General features: G+C 64.3%; 20 protein-coding genes and 1 tRNA gene. 18 read left to right on the forward strand and 3 right to left on the reverse strand.

Features of this window, described 5'->3' with window-relative positions:
* Positions 1-25: 25 nt before the first annotated feature.
* Positions 26-102, reverse strand: a tRNA-Arg gene (locus tag AAGA68_03125).
* Between the two features lie 168 nt (positions 103-270).
* On the opposite strand from AAGA68_03125, the gene AAGA68_03130 reads away from it, so the two are divergent.
* Positions 271-1041, forward strand: coding sequence for a c-type cytochrome (locus AAGA68_03130; protein MEM9384025.1), 771 nt, complete (start codon positions 271-273; stop codon positions 1039-1041).
* 2 nt (positions 1042-1043) lie between these two features.
* Here AAGA68_03130 and AAGA68_03135 read toward each other — a convergent pair whose 3' ends face one another.
* On the reverse strand, positions 1044-2624 hold the full coding sequence (locus tag AAGA68_03135) for a YifB family Mg chelatase-like AAA ATPase (GenBank protein MEM9384026.1): 1581 nt from the start codon (positions 2622-2624) through the stop codon (positions 1044-1046).
* Positions 2625-2814: 190 nt separating this feature from the next.
* Here AAGA68_03135 and AAGA68_03140 point away from each other — a divergent pair, with 190 nt between their 5' ends.
* From AAGA68_03140 to AAGA68_03185, 10 genes are all read left to right on the forward strand, one after another.
* On the forward strand, positions 2815-3078 hold the full coding sequence (locus AAGA68_03140) for an accessory factor UbiK family protein (protein ID MEM9384027.1): 264 nt from the start codon (positions 2815-2817) through the stop codon (positions 3076-3078).
* 126 nt (positions 3079-3204) lie between these two features.
* Positions 3205-3672 carry a DUF4124 domain-containing protein gene (locus AAGA68_03145; protein MEM9384028.1) on the forward strand — a complete coding sequence of 156 codons (468 nt, stop codon included), beginning with the start codon at positions 3205-3207 and terminating at the stop codon, positions 3670-3672.
* A gap of 13 nt (positions 3673-3685) precedes the next feature.
* Positions 3686-4573, forward strand: coding sequence for an NAD(P)-dependent oxidoreductase (locus tag AAGA68_03150; GenBank protein ID MEM9384029.1), 888 nt, complete (start codon positions 3686-3688; stop codon positions 4571-4573).
* Between the two features lie 80 nt (positions 4574-4653).
* Positions 4654-5682, forward strand: a complete 1029-nt coding sequence (locus AAGA68_03155) for a histidine kinase (GenBank protein ID MEM9384030.1) — start codon at positions 4654-4656, stop codon at positions 5680-5682.
* On the forward strand, positions 5679-6425 hold the full coding sequence (locus AAGA68_03160) for a LytTR family DNA-binding domain-containing protein (protein ID MEM9384031.1): 747 nt from the start codon (positions 5679-5681) through the stop codon (positions 6423-6425). The genes AAGA68_03155 and AAGA68_03160 overlap by 4 nt, the downstream gene beginning before the upstream one ends.
* A gap of 166 nt (positions 6426-6591) precedes the next feature.
* Positions 6592-7512 carry a hydroxymethylbilane synthase gene (gene hemC / locus AAGA68_03165; protein ID MEM9384032.1) on the forward strand — a complete coding sequence of 307 codons (921 nt, stop codon included), beginning with the start codon at positions 6592-6594 and terminating at the stop codon, positions 7510-7512.
* Complete coding sequence (locus AAGA68_03170) at positions 7509-8312, forward strand: uroporphyrinogen-III synthase (GenBank protein MEM9384033.1); 804 nt, start codon at positions 7509-7511, stop codon at positions 8310-8312. Before hemC ends, AAGA68_03170 begins: the two co-directional genes overlap by 4 nt.
* A gap of 31 nt (positions 8313-8343) precedes the next feature.
* Complete coding sequence (locus AAGA68_03175) at positions 8344-9519, forward strand: uroporphyrinogen-III C-methyltransferase (protein MEM9384034.1); 1176 nt, start codon at positions 8344-8346, stop codon at positions 9517-9519.
* Positions 9516-10847 (forward strand): heme biosynthesis HemY N-terminal domain-containing protein, encoded by a 1332-nt coding sequence (locus AAGA68_03180; protein MEM9384035.1) that lies wholly within the window; start codon positions 9516-9518, stop codon positions 10845-10847. The genes AAGA68_03175 and AAGA68_03180 overlap by 4 nt, the downstream gene beginning before the upstream one ends.
* 307 nt (positions 10848-11154) lie before the next feature.
* Positions 11155-11754, forward strand: a complete 600-nt coding sequence (locus AAGA68_03185) for an AraC family transcriptional regulator (GenBank protein MEM9384036.1) — start codon at positions 11155-11157, stop codon at positions 11752-11754.
* Positions 11755-11798: 44 nt separating this feature from the next.
* On the opposite strand, the gene ubiD is transcribed toward AAGA68_03185, so the two are convergent.
* Positions 11799-13265 (reverse strand): 4-hydroxy-3-polyprenylbenzoate decarboxylase, encoded by a 1467-nt coding sequence (gene ubiD, locus AAGA68_03190; GenBank protein ID MEM9384037.1) that lies wholly within the window; start codon positions 13263-13265, stop codon positions 11799-11801.
* Positions 13266-13383: 118 nt separating this feature from the next.
* Here ubiD and dapF point away from each other — a divergent pair, with 118 nt between their 5' ends.
* The 7 genes from dapF to ubiE are packed head-to-tail and all read left to right on the forward strand — an operon-like array spanning position 13384 to position 19148.
* On the forward strand, positions 13384-14247 hold the full coding sequence (dapF, locus tag AAGA68_03195; GenBank protein ID MEM9384038.1) for a diaminopimelate epimerase: 864 nt from the start codon (positions 13384-13386) through the stop codon (positions 14245-14247).
* Positions 14244-14954: a DUF484 family protein gene (locus AAGA68_03200; GenBank protein ID MEM9384039.1), complete on the forward strand. Its 711-nt coding sequence runs from the start codon at positions 14244-14246 to the stop codon at positions 14952-14954. Before dapF ends, AAGA68_03200 begins: the two co-directional genes overlap by 4 nt.
* Positions 14951-15931, forward strand: a complete 981-nt coding sequence (gene xerC, locus AAGA68_03205; protein ID MEM9384040.1) for a tyrosine recombinase XerC — start codon at positions 14951-14953, stop codon at positions 15929-15931. Before AAGA68_03200 ends, xerC begins: the two co-directional genes overlap by 4 nt.
* A 57-nt stretch (positions 15932-15988) precedes the next feature.
* Positions 15989-16552: an ATP-dependent protease subunit HslV gene (gene hslV / locus AAGA68_03210; protein MEM9384041.1), complete on the forward strand. Its 564-nt coding sequence runs from the start codon at positions 15989-15991 to the stop codon at positions 16550-16552.
* Positions 16553-16600: 48 nt separating this feature from the next.
* Positions 16601-17938 carry an ATP-dependent protease ATPase subunit HslU gene (gene hslU / locus AAGA68_03215; GenBank protein ID MEM9384042.1) on the forward strand — a complete coding sequence of 446 codons (1338 nt, stop codon included), beginning with the start codon at positions 16601-16603 and terminating at the stop codon, positions 17936-17938.
* Positions 17939-17952: 14 nt separating this feature from the next.
* Positions 17953-18351 (forward strand): gamma-butyrobetaine hydroxylase-like domain-containing protein, encoded by a 399-nt coding sequence (locus tag AAGA68_03220; protein ID MEM9384043.1) that lies wholly within the window; start codon positions 17953-17955, stop codon positions 18349-18351.
* Positions 18348-19148 (forward strand): bifunctional demethylmenaquinone methyltransferase/2-methoxy-6-polyprenyl-1,4-benzoquinol methylase UbiE, encoded by an 801-nt coding sequence (gene ubiE, locus AAGA68_03225; protein ID MEM9384044.1) that lies wholly within the window; start codon positions 18348-18350, stop codon positions 19146-19148. The genes AAGA68_03220 and ubiE overlap by 4 nt, the downstream gene beginning before the upstream one ends.
* Position 19149 lies beyond the last annotated feature (1 nt).

Genomic DNA, 19149 nt, shown 5'->3' on the forward strand with positions numbered 1-19149 from the left:
ACCACCGGCTTTCGTGGGTCAGAGATGGCGCGCCTGACAGGATTCGAACCTGTGACCCCCGCCTTCGGAGGGCGGTACTCTATCCAGCTGAGCTACAGGCGCTTTGGGGGTGGCGTGACCGGCGGGATCGCCCTGTCGAGAACCAGCGCGCAATATAACCGCGCCGGTATCACGACGTCCACGACACGTGCGAACGGGCGCTTTCTGCTGCCTTGCCGCACCGTTATACTGCGCGATCTCTTCCGGCCCAGATGAGTCAAGGTTGCAAACGTGACTGCACAAGATATCCGGTTTTTTCAGACCTTTTCCTACGTGCTCGCCTCGCTGGTGGCATTCACGATTTTCATCTACGTGTTAGCGAAAGTGGTCGATGGCAACACTCAAGATCAATGGGTGAGCGCGGACCCCGCTCGCCTTGAAGCCATCGAGGCCAGGACGGCACCCGTCGGCACCGTCGCGGCCGCAGGGGACGGCGTAACCGTCAGTCCAACGGGGTCCACCGCTCTGACCTTTCGCGACCCGCCCCCCGCCCACGGTGACTCAAGTCACGGCGGCGATGGCCACGGTGACGCAACCGAGGAGCACCACGCCGAGGACGCTAGCGAAAGCCATAGCGAAGGCGATTCCCCCGCTGAGGCCGTCGTCGCAGCCACGGAGTCCGTCGGCGCGCCTGTCGAGGAGGCCGCATCAGGGGCCGCAGAGGCGGTCGAAAGCGCCGACGACGGTGTCGCAACCGCATTGGACACAGCGGAGGCGGCGGTGGCGCAGGCCAAGGAGGAGGTCACCGCGGCGGTCCCAGCCATCGACGGCAGCGCGATCTACAACCAGGGCTGCAACGCCTGCCACGCAGCTGGTATCGCCGGCGCGCCGAAGGTGGGTGACGCCGCAGCGTGGACCGCTCGTATCGCACAGGGCAACGAAACCCTCTACGCGCACGCAATCAACGGGTGGAACGCGATGCCAGCGAAAGGCGGCTTCGCGTACCTCTCAGATGATCAGGTGAAGGCTGCGGTCGACCACATGGTGACCGAAAGCCAGTAGCTTCACGGCTCTCCCGACGCTGGCGCCCCGCTCTGCAGGTCGGGGCGCCCTCGAGCGGCCCCTCTTGCCTCTCCAACACCCGCCGAGTGCACATCTAGCGACACCCGCCAACCTAGTGCTTCTGAAAGGTGACTCGTTGTCACCTCTGATTCTCCCTCTAAGTCGGCAACCGTCCGCGCCACCCTCAACATCCGATGGAACGCGCGGACGGAGAGTCCAAAGCGCTCAACCGCCGCGCGCATGAGCGCTCGCCCCGGGGCGTCTGGTGGGCACACCTGCCTCAGCTGCCTCGGCGTCAGCGCGTTGTTCAGGCACCCGCTTCGCGCACGCTGGACCTCGTGCACGGCGGCCACACGTTGGGCGACGTTGGCACTCTGCGGCGACGCTGGGCGCACCGGGTCCAGGTCGCTCGGCGCGGGACGCGGCACATGAAGCTGCAGATCGATGCGATCGAGGAGCGGGCCGGAGATGCGCTGACGATAACGATTGACCATCGCTGGCGTGCAGCGGCAGCGCGCCTCGCCCAGGTAGCCGCACGGGCATGGGTTCATCGCCGCCACTAGCTGAAAGCGAGCCGGGAAGCACGCTGTGCCGGCCGCACGCGCAAGCTGCACCAGCCCCGCTTCGAGCGGCTCCCGCAACCCCTCCAGCACGTCTCGGCGAAACTCGGGAAGCTCGTCGAGAAACAACACACCCCCGTGCGCCAGGGAGATCTCGCCCGGCCGCAAGCTCGAACCACCCCCCAGCATAGCGGCGGCCGTCGCGCTGTGATGGGGCGCGCGGAAGGGTCGCTCCAGCTGCGGACCCACCGCTGCGCCCGCTAGCGAGTGAACGACGGCCACCTGCAGCTGTTCATCGGATGTTAGCGCAGGCAATAGGCCTGGCAGACGCGTTGCCAGCATGGACTTCCCGGTGCCAGGGGGCCCGACCATCAGCAAGCTGTGCCCCCCTGCCGCCGCGATTTCAAGCGCTCGCCTCGCCGTGGCCTGACCCTGTATGTCACACAGGTCGAGAGCGTCGGCGGGTTGGACAGGCGGCGGGCGGCGCGGCGGCGCGCAGGCGCGCAGGGGACGTCGCCCACACAGATGGGCGCAGACCTGCTCGAGGGTGGCTGCCGCGAAAACCTCGGCCTGCCCATGCAGGGCGGCTTCCTCGCCGTTCGCTACGGGCACGATTACGGCGTGCTTGGCCCTCGCTGCTTGAGCGGCCACGCAGATCGCACCTCGGATCGGCCTCAACGTGCCGCCCAGAGAGAGTTCGCCGTAGCACTCGATGGCCTGCAAGTCGTTGCCGGGCAGTTGGCGCGTCGCTACGAGCACGCCCACCGCGATGGCCAGATCGAAGCGGCCACCCTCTTTGGGTAGGTCGGCGGGCGCTAAGTTCACCGTGATCGGCCGCGCAGGGAACTCGTAGCCGCTCTGCATGATGGCGGCGCGCACCCGCTCGCGAGCCTCACGGACGGCCGTCTCCGGGAGCCCGACCATCGTGAAGCGAGGCAGGCCCCGGCCCAGGAACACCTCCACGGTGACCTGCGGCGCCTCAACCCCCAACTGAGCTCTGGTGAGCACGCGTGCCAGCGTCATCGTCAGGTCTCCCGCGACCTTTGTTAGCATTGCCTCTCACCAGCTCCCTCGGAGCAGGCGAGACGGCACTCCGAGCCGAGTGTGCGCGGGATCGCCAGCGCCTTGGGCACGGATTTCTGACGAAGATTCCGAGTTACGCGATGTCCGCTGGGCGCAAGGTTGGTGCGGCGGACGCGACGAGGACCTCACCATGAGCAACCCAGGGTTCGACCCACGATTCATCGACGATCTCGCACGCCGCCTCGATGCGGCCATGCCGGAGCGACTGCGGGCCCTACGCGAGGACGTTCACGGCAACTTCAAGGCCGTTCTGCAATCAGCGCTCGGCCGCATGGACTTGGTCACGCGCGAGGAGTTCGATGTGCGCAACGATATGCTCAAGCGGCTCTACGAGAGCGTCGAGCAGCTCGAGGAGCGCATCGCTGAATTGGAGGGTAAGTCCCCTCAAGACTGACCGTCGCCGCGTCACTACCGTTGATCGGCGTCACCCTACGGAAACGTGCGGTCGTCGAGAATTCATGTCCAACAGCGGTGATAGACTGAAAATTGTCATTGGGATCTTCTTCGAGACCTGTAAGTGATGGCTAAGCAACGATCGCACTACGCCGCCGCCGCCCTGCTCACTGTGCTCGCGAGCGCCAGCTTGGCCGAGGAGCAGACCCTGTTCACATGGGTCGACGCCGACGGCACCGTGCACTACAGCGATAAGCCCGAACACCCGGGCGCCCAGGCGATGGAAATGGCCAGCCGGCGTACGGATGAGGCGCGCGTAGCAAACGAAGTAGCCACGCGCGAAGCGCAGGAGGCCGCTCGCGAGCAGGCTGCTGAGGACGCACAGCAAGCCAGCGTCGAGCGTGAACGCGAGCGGGAGCAACGACGCTATCGGTGCGACCAGGCTCGTTCTCGCCTGCGCACCCTCTCCGTGGCACGACGCCCCTTCCGCGTCGATGAGAACGGTCAGCAGATCTACCTGAACGACGGGCAGATCGCCGCCGAACAAGCGCAGGCCCAAGCGGCCGTCGACCAATGGTGCAGCGGTAACCCGTGACGGTTCTCTGCAAATGACTACCCTGCGCGCAGGCGTTCTGGGCCTTGGCGCGATGGGCGCCCCGATGGCTGCTAACCTCGCTAAAGAGGCGCTGCTGGGCGGGGTCTGGAACCGCACCTCAAGCGTCGCAGCGGAGCTCTCGGAATCATTAGGTTGCCTGCAGACGAATACGCCCGCTGACCTCGCTTCTGACTGCGATGTACTGATCACCAACGTCAGTGCAGACGCGGACGTGCTGAACGTGGTCGACCAGCTACTGCCGGGTCTACGCGAGGGCAAGCTCGTTCTCGACTGCTCCACCACCTCGCCACAAACCGCTCGCGATGCGGCGCAACGGGTGGCGACGCGCGGCGCTCAATTCTTGGATTGTCCGGTCACCGGCGGCACCGAGGGAGCCGTCAACGCCACCCTCGCCATTCTCGTCGGCGGCGAGTTCGCAGCCTTTGAGCGTGCCTTGCCCGTACTCAGTGCCCTTGGCCGGCGAATCACGCACATGGGGCCGGTGGGCGCAGGGCAGGTGACGAAGGCGGTCAACCAGATCATGGTGGCGGGGATCAACCAAGCGGTGAGCGAAGGGATGGCCTTGGCGCAGGCTGAAGACCTGGACCTTGAGGCGGTCATCGCTACCTTATCGACGGGCGCAGCCGGCAGCTGGTTCCTGCAGCAGCGGGGCCCGAACATGCGCAACGACACCTACCCACTAGGATTCAAAGTTGCCCTACATGCCAAGGATCTGGCCATTTGTCGGGCCATCGCTGACGAGCACGACGTGCGGCTGCCCGTGGTCGAGATGACCTTGCTGCACTACGAACGCCTGCTCGCACGCGATCCCGATGCGGAGGAGGACATCTCATCGCTGTTCCGCCTGAAACGGGGAATGTTCGCCGGCGACGACAGCTGAGCGAGGCCCCGACCGGGTCCGACACCTCCCCGTCGGCGCTCCTCGACGCCTGCTACCTCCCCGACTTCTGCCAACCGCGCATGGCGCTAACGGTGGTGCTGATCGTCGAGCTGGTGGCGATCGTGCTCACCTTCGCTCGGGTCCCGATCGGCGAGCTCTTCTGGCTCGAACTCGCGCGGATCTCCCTGCTGTTGATCTGGATCGCTCTGACAGGCACCGCGTTGCTGTGCAGCTTGCGCCCAAGACTCGCGCCGCTCGGGACGTTGGGCCTATCGATCGGCTGCTTTTTGGTGATTCTCGGCGTTACCGCCGTGATTGCCGAGGCGACCTGGTGGATTGGCGTCCTCACTCTCGGCGGCACAGGAGGAGGCCCTCAACTGTTTTTCCCACAGCGCCACGGCCCCTTCCTGCTCGGCAGCCTGGCAGTAAGCGCCGTGGTCTGCGCGCTGTTGCTGCGCTACTTCTACGTAGCACACCAGTGGCGACTGAACCTCGAACGGCAGGCGAAGGCGCGCATCGGCGTGCTGCAGGCACGGATGCGACCGCACTTTCTCTTCAACAGCATGAACACCATTGCCTCCCTGACCCGCTCCGATCCACCGGCGGCGGAAGCCGCGGTGGAAGACGTGGCGGAACTGATGCGCGCTAGCCTGTCCGATACCGGTCAGCGCATCCCACTCGCTCAAGAGATCGAAATATGCCGAGTCTACGCGCGGGTCGAACAGCAGCGGCTTCGCGAACGTTTGGTCGTAGATTGGCAGGTAGAGGATGTTCCGATGAACGTGGCCATTCCCGCGCTAACGCTGCAGCCGCTCCTGGAAAACGCCATCTATCATGGCGTCGAGCGCCTGACGGACGGCGGCACCGTCTCCATTCGGGGTCAGGTGATCGAGCAGTGCGTCCAGCTCATCATACATAATCCGGTGCCACGCCTGAAGCAGACTGCTGCGCCGCCGCACCAAGGAAATCGGATGGCACTTGCGAACATTCACGAACGTTTGGCGCTTATCAGTGAAGGTCGAGCGCGGCTCGACACTCACCGTGGGCAGGACGGCTTCCGCGCCACGCTCACGCTGCCCATGGACCAATCCAGGGACGAAAGTCAGTGAAGATTCTTATCGTCGACGATGAAGCTCCGGCGCGCGAACGCCTGCGCCGGCAATTGGTAGACATCGCGCCCAGCAATAAGGTTACCGAAGCCATGTCCGGGGAAGACGCGGTACGTCTGTGCTCGCAACAGGAACCAGACGTGGTGCTGATGGACATCCGCATGCCCGGCATGGGCGGGTTGGAGGCTGCGGTGAAAATCAGCAGCATGCCGAGCGCACCGGCGGTGATCTTTACGACGGCTTATGGTGAGCACGCTCTGGAGGCCTACTCGGCGAGCCCCGCAGACTACCTGGTGAAGCCCATTCGCCAGGAAAAACTCGCCAATGCCTTGGAGAAGGCGAAACGCCCGACGCGTCCCCAGATCCGCGAAATCGAGGCGCCGCCCGCCCCCAGCAAGGAGCAGCGGACTACCATCAGCGCGCGTTGCGGCGAACGCCTTCAGGTGATCGCCTTGGACACGATCGTCGCCTTCTGTGCAGACAATAAGTACACCAACGTGATCCATCACGCTGGGGAAGTGCTCATCGACGAGTCCTTGAAATCACTGGAGGCTGAGTTCCCAGAGCGCTTCGTGCGTATCCACCGGGAAACGCTGATCTCGCTCCGACACCTCGACGCCCTGGAGCGCACCCGGGAGGGTCACTACCAGGTTCGGATGACCGAGGCGAGTGGCGAAGGCCGTTGCTTCCGCGTCAGCCGACGACACGCTGCCTCCGTCAAGCAACGGCTGCGGGCACTCTGACTTAGGCGACCGGCAACTCGCGCGCTTCATGTCGGGAGCACAGTCGGGCACACTTGCGGTTTGACCTGAGGGGGTAGCCGCCTACAGCCGCTACTCCGTTCGATTGCGATTGCCGTTGCCCTGCGAGAGACATCGCAGGCGCGGCAGCCGAAGGACCGGAGCCCGCATGTCCAGCCTACGCATCGCCACGCGACGCAGTGAACTCGCCCTCTGGCAGGCGCATTACGTTCAAGACGCCCTCGCCACCGCTCACCCCGATCTCGCCACCGACCTGCTCCCGATGACCACGCAGGGCGACGAGATGCTCTCCCAGTCTCTCGCCGAGATCGGTGGAAAGGGGCTGTTCCTGAAAGAGCTCGAAGTGGCTCTCGTGGAAGAGCGTGCACAGATCGCCGTGCACTCTATGAAGGACGTGCCTGCCGACTTACCCGACGGCATGACTATCTGTGCCGTGCTGGAGCGAGCAGATCCTCGCGACGCCTTCGTATCCCTCAAGCATGAGCGCTTTGCGGATCTACCCGAAGCCGCGCGCCTTGGCACTTCCAGCCTCCGCCGCCGCGTTCAACTGCTAGCAAAGCGGCCGGATCTGCAGATCGGCACCCTGCGCGGCAACTTACAGACACGCCTCAGCAAGCTCGAGTCTGAGCAGTGGGATGCCATCGTGCTGGCAGTCGCTGGGCTGGAGCGACTGGGCTTGGGAGCGCGCATCACCGATGCGTTCGACATCGAGACGTCCCTACCGGCGATCGGTCAGGGCGCGGTCGGCATCGAGTGTCGCGAGGCTGATGCACGAGTGATCGAGCTCATGGCCACCATCAACCACGTGCCAACAGCCACCTGCGTCGCGGCCGAACGCGCGCTCAATATGGCCCTGGAAGGCAATTGCCATTCTCCGATCGCGGGCTTCGCCACGCTCGCCGATGATGGAGAGCTCACCCTCAGGGGGCGCGTGGGCGCGCTCGATGGATCGCGTCTGCTCGAAGCAAGCGCCAGCTCGCGCGGTGATCCGAAGGCCCTGGGGCATGAGGTCGCCGAAGCGTTGCTGGCACAGGGCGCGGCGAAATTGGTCGCCGCCCCCAGCGCTTGAGGGACCATGCACAGCCTAGCAGCAGCCTACGGGGCCTACGCGCCCTCATAACGCGTCCGGAGCCCTCCAATCGAGCACTTGCCGATGCCGTAGAACGGCGCGATGGCGAGGCGGTCTGCTTGCCGGCGATCGAGACCGAGCCTGTCGATCGCCCTGCGCTCGTTGGCCAGCTCGCGCAGACGCGTGACGTGGGTTTGGTGATTTTCGTCAGCGTGCCCGCCGTCGCCCACGGCAGTTGCTTGCTCACTGAGAACCACGTGCGCGGCCGGCAGGTCGCCGCAATCGGTAGTGCCACGGCCAAAGCACTGGCTTCGCGCGGCATCCGCGTAGATATAACGCCGGAGAATGACACCTACACCACCGAGGCCCTGCTGGGGCATCCTGCATTGGCGCATCCCGAAGACCAGTCCGAGGTGCTCATCGTGCGCGGCGTGGGCGGCCGCGAGTTGCTCGCCAGCACCTTGGGCGAGCGCGGTTTCGATGTGCGCTACGCGCAGGCATACGTCAGGCGCCGGCCGGGGCCCGAGCGCGCCGTTGCCGCAAGGGCTGCCATTCGGTCGGCGGGTGCCCCACACATCATTACAGCAACTAGTTTAGAAATTCTGGATAATACGTTGTTATTGCTCGGTGCTGAGGCCGATTTAGTGCGGAGCTCATCGCACGTGATAGCGCCGAGCCGACGGATCGCCCAGGCCGCCATGAGCGTGGCTGGGTTCAAGCTACCGCCCCTGACAAGCCGGGGCGCCGACAACGAGGCGCTGCTAAGCGCCATGGAGGCATGGTGGGGATCACGACGCTAGCGTTTCGCCGCTCCGTCTGGAGGCGCCGGGCATGAGCAGCACCACACCCGAGCCGGAGAGCGCCTCAGCAGCCGACAGCAGCCGGCAAACCAGCACCTCGTCCAGCAACCATGAAGATACGTCGGCGGCCACCCAGAACCCGCTTGGGTTCGCGGCGTTGGTGCTGGCGGCCGTGGCCTGCATCGCGGTCTTTTCCTTCTGGCAGAACCAATCCTCGCTCCTGCAAGACCTAGGCTCCGCAAGGGAAGCAGCCGGCGCCGCCCGCGCAGATGTGGCCAATACGTCGAGCGCCATCGAGATGCGCCTCGCTAACCGCATCGACAATCAGGAAAGCACCCTGCGTCAACTCGCGCCTGCCGTTTCGGCCCTCGAGGTACAGAGCGCTCAGGGGGATGCAGCGATCGAGGCCCTCGGGCGCACAGTGGAGGGCCTTACCTTACAACTTAGCGAGGTACGACAGAGCATTAGTCGCAACGAGCAAGCACTGGCGGATGCGGGCGGTGTGCTCCGTAACGCCCGTGATCGATGGGTGATGGCCGAAGCCGAGTACCTAATGCAAACGGCCAATACGGCGCTTGCCCTGGCCGGCGATCGGCAGGTCGCCCTCGCGGCACTAGAAGCGGCGGACGACCATCTAGCATCGCTCACCTCACCACGCCTGACGACTGTTCGCGAGGCGCTAGCAGCGGACATAGGGGCTGTGCAAGCGATGCCGCGTACCGACGTATCGGGCGTGGCGATTAGCTTGGGGGCCCTAGCTGCCCAGGCGCTGGAACTGCCCTTGCTGGAAGACCGTACGCGCAACCTTCTCGTAGAGGGCGGGGATCCACAGGAGCCGGCAGGCTGGGGCCGCGCTCGGGCAGCGTTTCAGGGCGCTCTTTCGAGTCTAGTGTCTTTTCGCCGCGACGACTCACCGGTGATTCCCTTACTCGAGCCGGACGAGAAGTTTTTCCTCCACCGAAACCTCGAGCTGCAACTGCTAACGGCACGCCTAGCATGTCTGAAAGGCGATCAAATCAACTATCGCGTGAGCATAGAAGCGGCGCAACGGACGCTGACCGGCGGCGGGTTTGATCTGCGATCAGGCTCGGTGAACGCAATGCGCGAGCAACTCGGCGCCCTATGGGAAGTGCAGATCGCGCCCGAGCGTCCCGACATCAGCGCATCTCTAGTAGCCCTGCGCGAGGCCTCGGAGCGTTCGCCATGAGGCTTGGCATCGTTCTGCTAATCGGGCTGTTCCTCGGCGCGTTCAGTGCCCATTTTCTCCTCGAAGACCGGGGCTACGTGCAGATCCGATTCCTCGACGCGAGCCTGCAAACATCCGTTCCCGGACTGATCATGATTCTGGTGGCTCTGTACGTGGCCATCCGCATACTCGCCCAGGTACTGGGTGCACCCAGACGTATCGGCAGCGCCCTAGGCGCACGTGAGAAAGCGATTGCCCAGGGTGCGCTCACACGGGGCCTGAGCGAGATCAGCGCCGGAAACCTAGCGCGGGGCGAACGCATCCTCACTCGCCAAGCGGTGCGCGGCGATGCGCCGGTGCTCGCCTACCTGGAAGCGGCAAGGGCAGCGCAGCGTCAGGGTGCACGCGCGCGTCGAGACAGTTGGCTGAAACGCGCCAACGACCACGCGCCGGGCGATGCCCCTGCAGTTCTTATTACTCAGGCCGAGCTCGAGATCGGTGAGGGGGATCTCGACCGCGCGCTCAAAACGCTGAGGCGCTTGGAGACGATCCGCCCCCGCCACGCGCGCTGCCTCGCCCTTCAGGCGCAAATCTACCAGCAACGGCAGGAATGGAGCCTGTTGGACGAGCTCTTGCCGCGCCTCAAGAAGGAGAAGGCGCTCCCGGCCCTCAGCTTGCAAGCACTCGAGAGCGAAGTGACGGGCCACGCTATTACGATTGCGGCGAAGCGCCTCGACGGGCCAGGCTTGAAGCGTCGTTGGAAGCAACTCGGCAGGAAGCAGAAAGACCCTCGCCTCACCCACTGCTACGTCGGCGCACTTATCCAAGCCGGCGACGAAGCCGAGGCGGCCGAGGTGATCAAACGCAGTATGCGGGACCAGTGGCAGCCGGAGCTGCTGTACACGGTCGGTCAGCTAAGCGAGGCGCAGCAACGCAGGCTGCAGCCCCAAATCACCGCCTGGCGACGCAAGCGCCAGGAGGACCCGGCGCTGCTCTTCGCTGCCGCAGCGATCGGCGCAGCCCATGACCCCCTGAAGGCGATTGCGCGCCTAGAGTCCTCCCTCGAGCAAGCCCCTCGACTCGAAAGTCTCGAGCTGTACGGCCGCCTGTTGGACGAGCAAGGTCGCCACGCGGAAGCCACGATCGCCTTTCGTTCAGCTCTTGCCCACACCACTGAGGGGCGTAGCAGCGGCGTTCCGGCGAGGCTGGAGCAGCTCGCAGTCAACGATCGCCCGCCGCCGGAACCCGCCATGGTGGGCGTCGGGGACGAGACGTCAGACTCCGCCGGTGCAACACGCGGGCCACGGAGGCCCGGAAGCCGGGGGCGCAAACGCCGCGCCAAACCTTAGCGGTCCTGGATACCCCGTTGCGCCACAGCCCCCCTGAGCCTCTTCCGCCGCTCAAACCTACCGGCTGCGGAGCGGAACCCGGCGTTTCTTTGGATTCATTGCGGGAAAGCGGAGGAGCCCACGGCAAGAATTGCGTGTAATCCCGTCCTGACACATGCATCTGTAATGCAATCTAGACACAAATGTGGTCAGATGGACTTACCGCGACGGGTCCCTAGGGGGCGCGCGCGGGGATTTGCACAAGGCCAGAGATCACAACGGCGGGGCACGCCCGCTCGCTCACTGGCCCCAAGATGGGATGACGGCAGTGGCAGAGTTCGATCCTGACAAGATCAAGACGGAGTCGTTTCGCGATAACCCGCGACTCGCCCGGGTGAGGCGGTATTGTGAGGACAATCCGACCGCGCGTATCTCCCTCGTCGACGCTGCGCGAGTGGCCAATCTGGAAGCTAGCTACTTCTCGTCCTTCTTCCACGAGAAGACGGGTGTTTGTTTCCACAGCTGGCTCAACTACACGCGCGTCCTGAGAGCGATGCACCTGCTTGCGGACACGGACCTGAGCATCACCAATGTCTCGCGTAAGGTTGGCTTCCGTGACTTGCGCACGTTCCAGCGTGCCTTCAAGCGCTTTGCGAGCGTTACGCCCACGGAGTACCGCAAGCAAGCACGGGCCGAGCAGGCAGAGCGCGATGCCCGGGTACCGGTCAACGCGGGACATCGCCTGGTCGCGGCGCACTCGAACGGCAACGGTCATCTGACTCACAGCAACGGCCACTACGGTGTTGTTGGCAACGGAAATGGCAACGGCCACTCCGAGCGTCGGAGCAATGACCAGGGCAGCGGGGGTGGTACGTCCGAACGCGCCTCCGACGACGCACGCCTGCAGCAACGCGACGATTCGGCCTAAGCGAATCGTCCGTCGCCGCGCGGGGGTTCGCCAAGCGCGCGCGCCTAGTCGATACCGAGATCGCTCCACATCGCGTCTACGCGCGCGATAACCGCGGGATCCATCCGAATGGGCGTTCCCCATTCGCGATCGGTCTCGCCTGCCCACTTCGATGTAGCGTCGATACCCATCTTCGAGCCCAAGCCCGCAACGGGCGAGGCGAAGTCAAGATAATCGATAGGTGTGTTATCGATCATCGTAACATCGCGCGTGGGGTCCACGCGCGTAGAGATCGCCCAGATAACGTCCTGCCAATCCCGCGCATCGATGTCGTCATCGAGAACGATCACGAATTTGGTGTACATGAACTGGCGCAGGAAAGACCAGACTCCCATCATCACGCGCTTCGCGTGGCCCGGATACTCCTTTCTCATCGTGACTACAGCTAGGCGGTAGGAGCAGGCTTCCGGCGGCAGGTAGAAGTCGACGATCTCTGGGAACTGCTTGCGCAGTATGGGGACGAAAACCTCATTGAGAGCGACCCCTAGGATGGCCGGCTCGTCCGGTGGGCGCCCCGTATAAGTGCTGTGGTAGATCGCCTGATCACGCCAGCTCATGCGATCCACCGTGAAGACCGGAAAATCGCTGACCTCGTTGTAATAGCCCGTGTGGTCACCGAAAGGGCCCTCCGGTGCCGTGTCACCGGGCCGGAGGTGGCCTTCGAGCACTATTTCGGCACTGACAGGCACATCCAGTCCCGTCAGGTCACTCCTCACGGTCACCGTGCGCGAGCCGCGCAGTAGGCCAGCGAACGCATGCTCGGACAGGGTGTCAGGCACTGGTGTCACGGCGCCCAAGATCGTCGCCGGGTCGGCGCCGAGGGCAACCGCGACGGGAAAGGGCTCCCCTGGATGCGCCTGCTGGAACGCCTGAAAATCCGTAGCACCACCACGATGGGCGAGCCAGCGCATGATCAAGCGGTTGCGCCCGATCAGCTGCTGGCGATAGATGCCCAAGTTATGGCGCTTTCGGGCGGGCCCTCGGGTGATCGTCAGGCCCCATGTCAGCAGCGGCCCAGCATCGCCGGGCCAGCACGTTTGAATCGGCAGGCGCTCCAAATCGACTGCATCACCTTCCAACACGTTGCGCTGCCACGGCGCACTTCCTGTGCTTTTCGGCGCCATTGACAGCACTTGACCGAAAATCGGCAGCTTCGACCACGCATCACGCATACCCGCCGGAGGCTCCGGAGACTTCAGGAAGGCCAGCAATTCGCCCACTTCGCGCAAGGCATCCACCGAGTCCTGTCCCATCGCCAACGCAACCCGCCGCGGGGTACCGAACAGATTGCCGAGCACCGGCATATCGTGCCCCTTCACCTTCTCGAACAGCAGCGCGGGCCCACCCTTGCGCAGGGTGCGGTCACAAATCTCCGTCATCTCCAACTTAGGATCGACCTCGATCTGCACCCGTCGCAGCTCACCGATCGCCTCGAGCTGCCCCACGAAGTCCTGTAAGTCGCTGTATTTCATGAAATGGCTCGGCTCCACTGGCAAGGGCCGAGATGATACCCCGACCGCTCCTGGGGCCACCATGCGCGGACGAATCACGCACCACTAGCCACGAACGATGCTTGTTCGCGGAGCGCTGATGGGTAAGCTCGAAGCCCCTATGGAGCTGAACTTCGACAAGATGGAGGGCTGCGGCAACGATTTCGTGGTGCTGGACCTCCTCGAACGGCCGCACGGGCCACTCCTGCTGTCTCCTTCCCTCATCCAGGGCCTAGCAGACCGCCGCCTTGGCATCGGATTTGACCAGCTGTTGCTCGTCGAACGCACCGCAAGCGGGGCGGAACCCACGGCGGAGTTCAGGATCTACAACGCTGACGGCTCGGCCGCAGGACAATGCGGAAACGGCGCCCGATGCGTCGCCGCCCTATTGCATGAACGCCATGATTTCCCAGGGGAATTCACCATTGGAAGCCCAGCTGGCACGATCCGGGCACGAATCGAACAAGGGCGCGTCAGCGTCTCGATGGGCGTGCCAGAGTTCGCCCCCGCGATGGTGCCTATCGCGGCGAAGCCGGGGCCGAATGGGGGGTACCGGCTCGATGTGGCCAATGAAACGGTTACACTGGGGGCCGTCTCGATGGGAAACCCTCACGGCGTGCTCTTCGTCGAGGACGTCGACGACGCTCCCGTCGAACAACTCGGCCCTGCAATCCAGCAGCTAGACGCCTTTCCGAAGGGCGTGAACGTGGGCTTCCTGCAACCCCTTACTGACCACCGCGGAAGGCTGCGAGTCTTCGAGCGCGGCGTCGGCGAGACGCTCGCCTGCGGCTCTGGCGCCTGCGCCGCAGCCGTGGTTGGTCTGCGCGTCGGAAAGTTCGTCGGGGGGGTGGTAAGGCTGGCGCTGCGCGGCGGAGAACTGGTGATAAGCTGGCCCGGCGAGGGCCACCCCGTGTGGCTCGAAGGGGCCACCCGATGGGTGTTCAGGGGACAAGTAACAGTATGAGCTCACAACAAAAAACTGGAATCTCGGGTCAGGATCTCTCCGAAGAGGCGATCGCTCATTACCTGCAGATGCACCCCGACTTCTTCGAGCGCCACGGCCCCTTGCTCAGCGCCCTGCGCCTGAGCGATCCGAGCAGCGGGCCCGCCGTGTCGCTGATAGAGCGCCAGGTGGCCATCCTGCGTGCTCGTAACGTGAAGCTCGAGCGCAAGCTGCAAGAACTTGTCTCGATCGTCGGCAGCAATACTGCGCTGGCGGAGAAGATCCATGGCTTGGCGGAGAAGTTGCTGGCGACTCGCTCTGCCGACGAGGCCGTGGCCGAGCTCGAACGGTCCCTGAACGAGGACTTCAGCGCCGAGTTCTCGGTGCTGCTGATGTTCGAAGACGCCCTGGAGGCAGGCACGCCAGCCGAAAGCGCATGGGTTCGGCATATCGATCGACGTGATGAGAACGGTGATTTCGTCTCCTTGCTGAACTCCGAAACACCACGCTGTGGGCGTCTCACCGAAGCGCAGCGCACATTCATCTTCGGCGAGGAGGACGGGAAGCGCGTGGCCTCCGCCACCCTCACCCCACTCGGCGATCCCGCCATTGGCATGCTCGCGATCGGCAGTATCAACCCCGATCGCTTCCTGCCGACCATGAGCGTTGATTTCCTAAACCGCGTCGGCGGCCTGGTCGCCCAGGCGATCCGCCAACGGGAACGGTGAACCGCGAGCAAGTGAGCCAGCAGGCGGACAACGGACAGGCACCGGCAGCCGATCCCCTGGACGCCTTCTCGCCCGCCTTGCGCCGCGGCGCCCAACGTTTCTTGCATGGACTCGCGGTGGAGCGGCGGGCCTCCGCGCACACCATCAGCAACTACACCCGCGACATCGCAAGCGTGCTCGCGTTTTGTCGAGACCGCGAACTCGATACCCCTGCTGAACTCGGCGCCTCGGCACTGCGCGATTGGCTCGCCCGGGAACACCGACGTGGGCTTGCCCCGCGCAGCCTGGCGCGGCGCCTTAGCGCAGTTCGGCAGTGGCTCAACTCCCTCGTGCAATTCGGCGAACTCCCCAACAATCCCGCTCAGGACTTACAAGCGCCCAAGGCAGATAAGCGCTTACCCGCGGTGCTGGCGCCGGACACGATGGCGCGTCTCCTACGGGAGGTCGATGATGATCCGCTGACACAGCGTGACCTCGCGATCATGGAGTTGTTCTACTCCTCAGGCCTTCGCCTCGCTGAGCTCACCAGTGCCAATCTCAGCGACCTCGACCTTCGCGACGGTACGATCCGAGTCACTGGGAAGGGCAACAACATGCGCATCGTGCCAGTGGGCAGCCAGGCCCGCGATGCCTTGACGCGCTGGCTTCGGGTGCGCTCGGCGCGGGAGGGCGAGCAAGCTCTGTTCACCAGTCAACGGGGCAGGCGACTGAGCAGACGTTCGGTCCAGCAACGGGTGAAGCAGTGGGGGCGGGCCCAAGGCCTAGATCACACGGTGCATCCGCATTTGTTCCGCCACAGCTTCGCCACCCATGTGCTCGAATCGAGCGGGGACCTGCGCGCAGTACAGGAACTCCTCGGCCATGCGGACATCAGCACCACACAGGTGTACACGCACCTGGACTTCCAGCATCTGGCGAACGTCTACGAAAGCGCTCATCCGCGCGCCGGGCGCCGCCGCTCCACCGATCAAGACTGATCGCTGACGCCTAGTCGGCGGCCCGCGTGTCCACGCGAGGCGCCGGGAGACAAATTAATGAGTCATCAACCCTTCTTCGACGCCCACGGCACCACGATAGTCTCCGTGCGCAGGGGCAACCGGGTTGCCCTCGGCGGCGACGGGCAAGTCACCCTCGGCAATACGGTGATGAAGCACAACGCGCGGAAGATCCGCCGACTTGGCGACGATCGGGTCATCGCGGGCTTCGCCGGCGGCACAGCGGATGCGTTCACGCTCTTCGAGCGTTTCGAGGGCAAGCTTCAGCAATACGGCAGCCTTACCCGGGCGGCGATCGAGCTGGCCAAAGACTGGCGCGCCGAGCGCTCCCTGCGCCAGCTCGAGGCGTTGCTCTGCGTGGCGGATCAGGAGCGCTCCTTGATCGTTAGTGGTAACGGCGATGTGATCGAGCCACCCAACGGTCTGATGGCCATTGGCTCCGGGGGTGCCTTCGCTCAGGCCGCTGCCCGTGCCCTCATCGACCACAGCACCCTTGATGCGCGCAGCATCGTCGAGCAAGCACTGCATATCGCGGCCGACATCTGCATCTACACCAATGACCAGCTCACGATTGAAGAGCTGGAGAGCACCACCGCGGAGTGAACGCGGCTGAGCCGCGCCCGCGTTGACCACCGAACGGTAGGTTTCACCATGTCTCAGATGACACCGAGAGAGATCGTCCAGGAACTGGACAAGCACATCATCGGCCAGGAAGACGCCAAACGCGCCGTGGCCATCGCCTTGCGAAATCGCTGGCGCCGCTCCGCCGTCGACGAACCCCTGCGCCACGAGATAACGCCGAAGAACATCCTGATGATTGGCCCCACGGGCGTGGGTAAGACGGAAATCGCGCGGCGCCTGGCGCGACTGGAGAACGCCCCGTTCGTAAAGGTGGAGGCCTCGAAGTTCACGGAAGTGGGCTACGTGGGGCGTGAGGTGGACAGCATTGTTCGCGACCTCGCCGACGTTTCGATGAAACTGGCCCGCGAACGCGAGGTGGCGCGCCTGCGCCATCGCGCAGAGGATGGGGCGGAGGAACGAGTGCTCGATGCACTGCTCCCCGGATCTAAGCGCGACAGCTTCGCCGAAGCGGCCGACGCCTCGAGCAGCGATACGCGCCAGAAGTTCCGCAAGATGCTGCGCGAAGGCAAGCTCGATGAACGGGAGATCGAAATCGAGGTAAGCACTACGCCCACCTCCTTCAACATCATGACGCCGCCAGGCATGGAAGAGCTCAGTGGGCAGATCCAGAACATGTTCCAGGGCCTGAATCAGCAACAGCGCCGAGCGCGGCGCGTGACCGTGCGCGAAGCGATGAAACTCCTTACGGACGATGAAGCCTCACGCATGGTCAACGAAGAAGAGCTGCAGGCGAAGGCGCTCGAGGCTGTGGAGCAGTCGGGCATCGTGTTCATCGACGAGATCGACAAGGTGACGCGTCGCGCCGACGCGAGCGCTAGCGGCGCCGACGTTTCCCGCGAAGGCGTGCAGCGCGATCTGCTGCCCTTGGTCGAAGGCTGCACCGTCAACACCAAGTACGGCATGATCAAAACGGACCACGTGCTGTTCATCGCCTCCGGCGCTTTTCACCTTTCCAAGCCTTCGGATCTAATTCCCGAGCTCCAGGGGCGATTCCCGATTCGAGTGGAGATGAACGCGCTCACCAGCGAGCACTTCCAGCGCATACTCACGGAGACCGATGGCGCCCTGTGTGAGCAGTATTCCGCGCTCATGGCGACAGAAAACGTTAGCTTGACTTTCGCCGATGAGGGCGTGCAGCGCATCGCAGAGGTGGCTTTTCACGTCAACGAGCGGATGGAGAACATCGGCGCCCGTCGCCTGCACACGGTGATGGAGCGCCTGTTGGAGGAGATCTCCTACCACGCCGCAGACTGGGGCGGGCGCGAGATCGTTATCGACGCGGCATACGTGGATCAGCATCTGGGTGATCTGCTCACCGATGATGATCTCACCCGCTACGTGCTGTAGGCGAGCCAGCCGCCATGAGCGAGCATGACCAGCGCAGCGCAGAGCGACGCTTCGGGGAGCCCGTGCCGAGTGAGCTACGCCTGCGAGCGAGCGGAGGCGAACTGAAGGTCTCCTACGCGAGCGGGGGGTCCTTCTCGCTTAGTGCCGAGTACCTGCGCGTACACTCCCCCTCAGCCGAGGTGCGTGGGCATGGCGGGCCGGGTCAGGAAAACTGGCCGCTCGATAAGCACGAAGTGGTGATCGAGCGAATCGAACCGGTGGGAAACTACGCGGTGCGCCTCGTATTCGACGATGGCCACGACTCGGGGCTGTACTCTTGGCGCGTGCTCTACGAGCTCGGCCGAGATCACGATGACAACTGGGCGAAGTACCTGGCGCATGTGGATGGATTGCATGGAGCAGATGAGTCATGAGCGACGATAAGACCACGGCCCACGAGGCGCCGCGGCGAGATGACGGCAGCACTCCCGGAGACACCACCCACTTCGGCTTCTCGAACGTACGCAGCGAGGACAAGGCCGGTCGCGTACGCGAAGTATTCGACTCAGTCGCCGATCGCTACGACCTGATGAACGATCTCATGTCAGGCGGAATGCACCGCATATGGAAGCGCTTCACGATCGACATCGCTCGCTTGCGCCCGGGCCAGCGCGCCTTAGACGTGGCTGCCGGCTCCGGTGACCTCTCGCGCTCGATGCTACGCGAGGTCGGACGCGAGGGCCTGGTGGTGATGTCAGATATCAACGCGCGGATGGTCTCACGCGGGCGGGATCGCCTGCGCGATGCCGGCGCTGGGGCCAACTGCGCCTTCGTCCAGGCCAGCGCTGAGGCCCTGCCCTTTCCGTCGAACTTCTTCAATGTGGTAACGATCGCCTTCGGCTTGCGCAATGTCACCGACAAGCCCCGTGCCCTGCGCGAGATGCGACGCGTGCTGCAGCCCGGCGGCCAGCTGCTAGTGCTGGAGTTCTCCCGCCTCACCCTACCGCCCCTCCAGCCGCTCTACGATCGCTACTCTTTCGATGTACTCCCGGCGATGGGCAAACTGGTAGCGAACGACGCGGACAGCTACCGCTACCTCGCTGAGTCCATCCGCATGCACCCCGATCAGGACACGCTGCTGGCCATGATGGAGGACGCGCAATTCGGCCGCTGCCGGTACCATAACCTCATGGGTGGTATCGTCGCGGTCCACCGGGGTTATCGCCTGTAGC

It is taken from the genome of Pseudomonadota bacterium (assembly GCA_039193195.1).
Classification (GTDB): domain Bacteria; phylum Pseudomonadota; class Gammaproteobacteria; order Steroidobacterales; family JBCBZW01; genus JBCBZW01.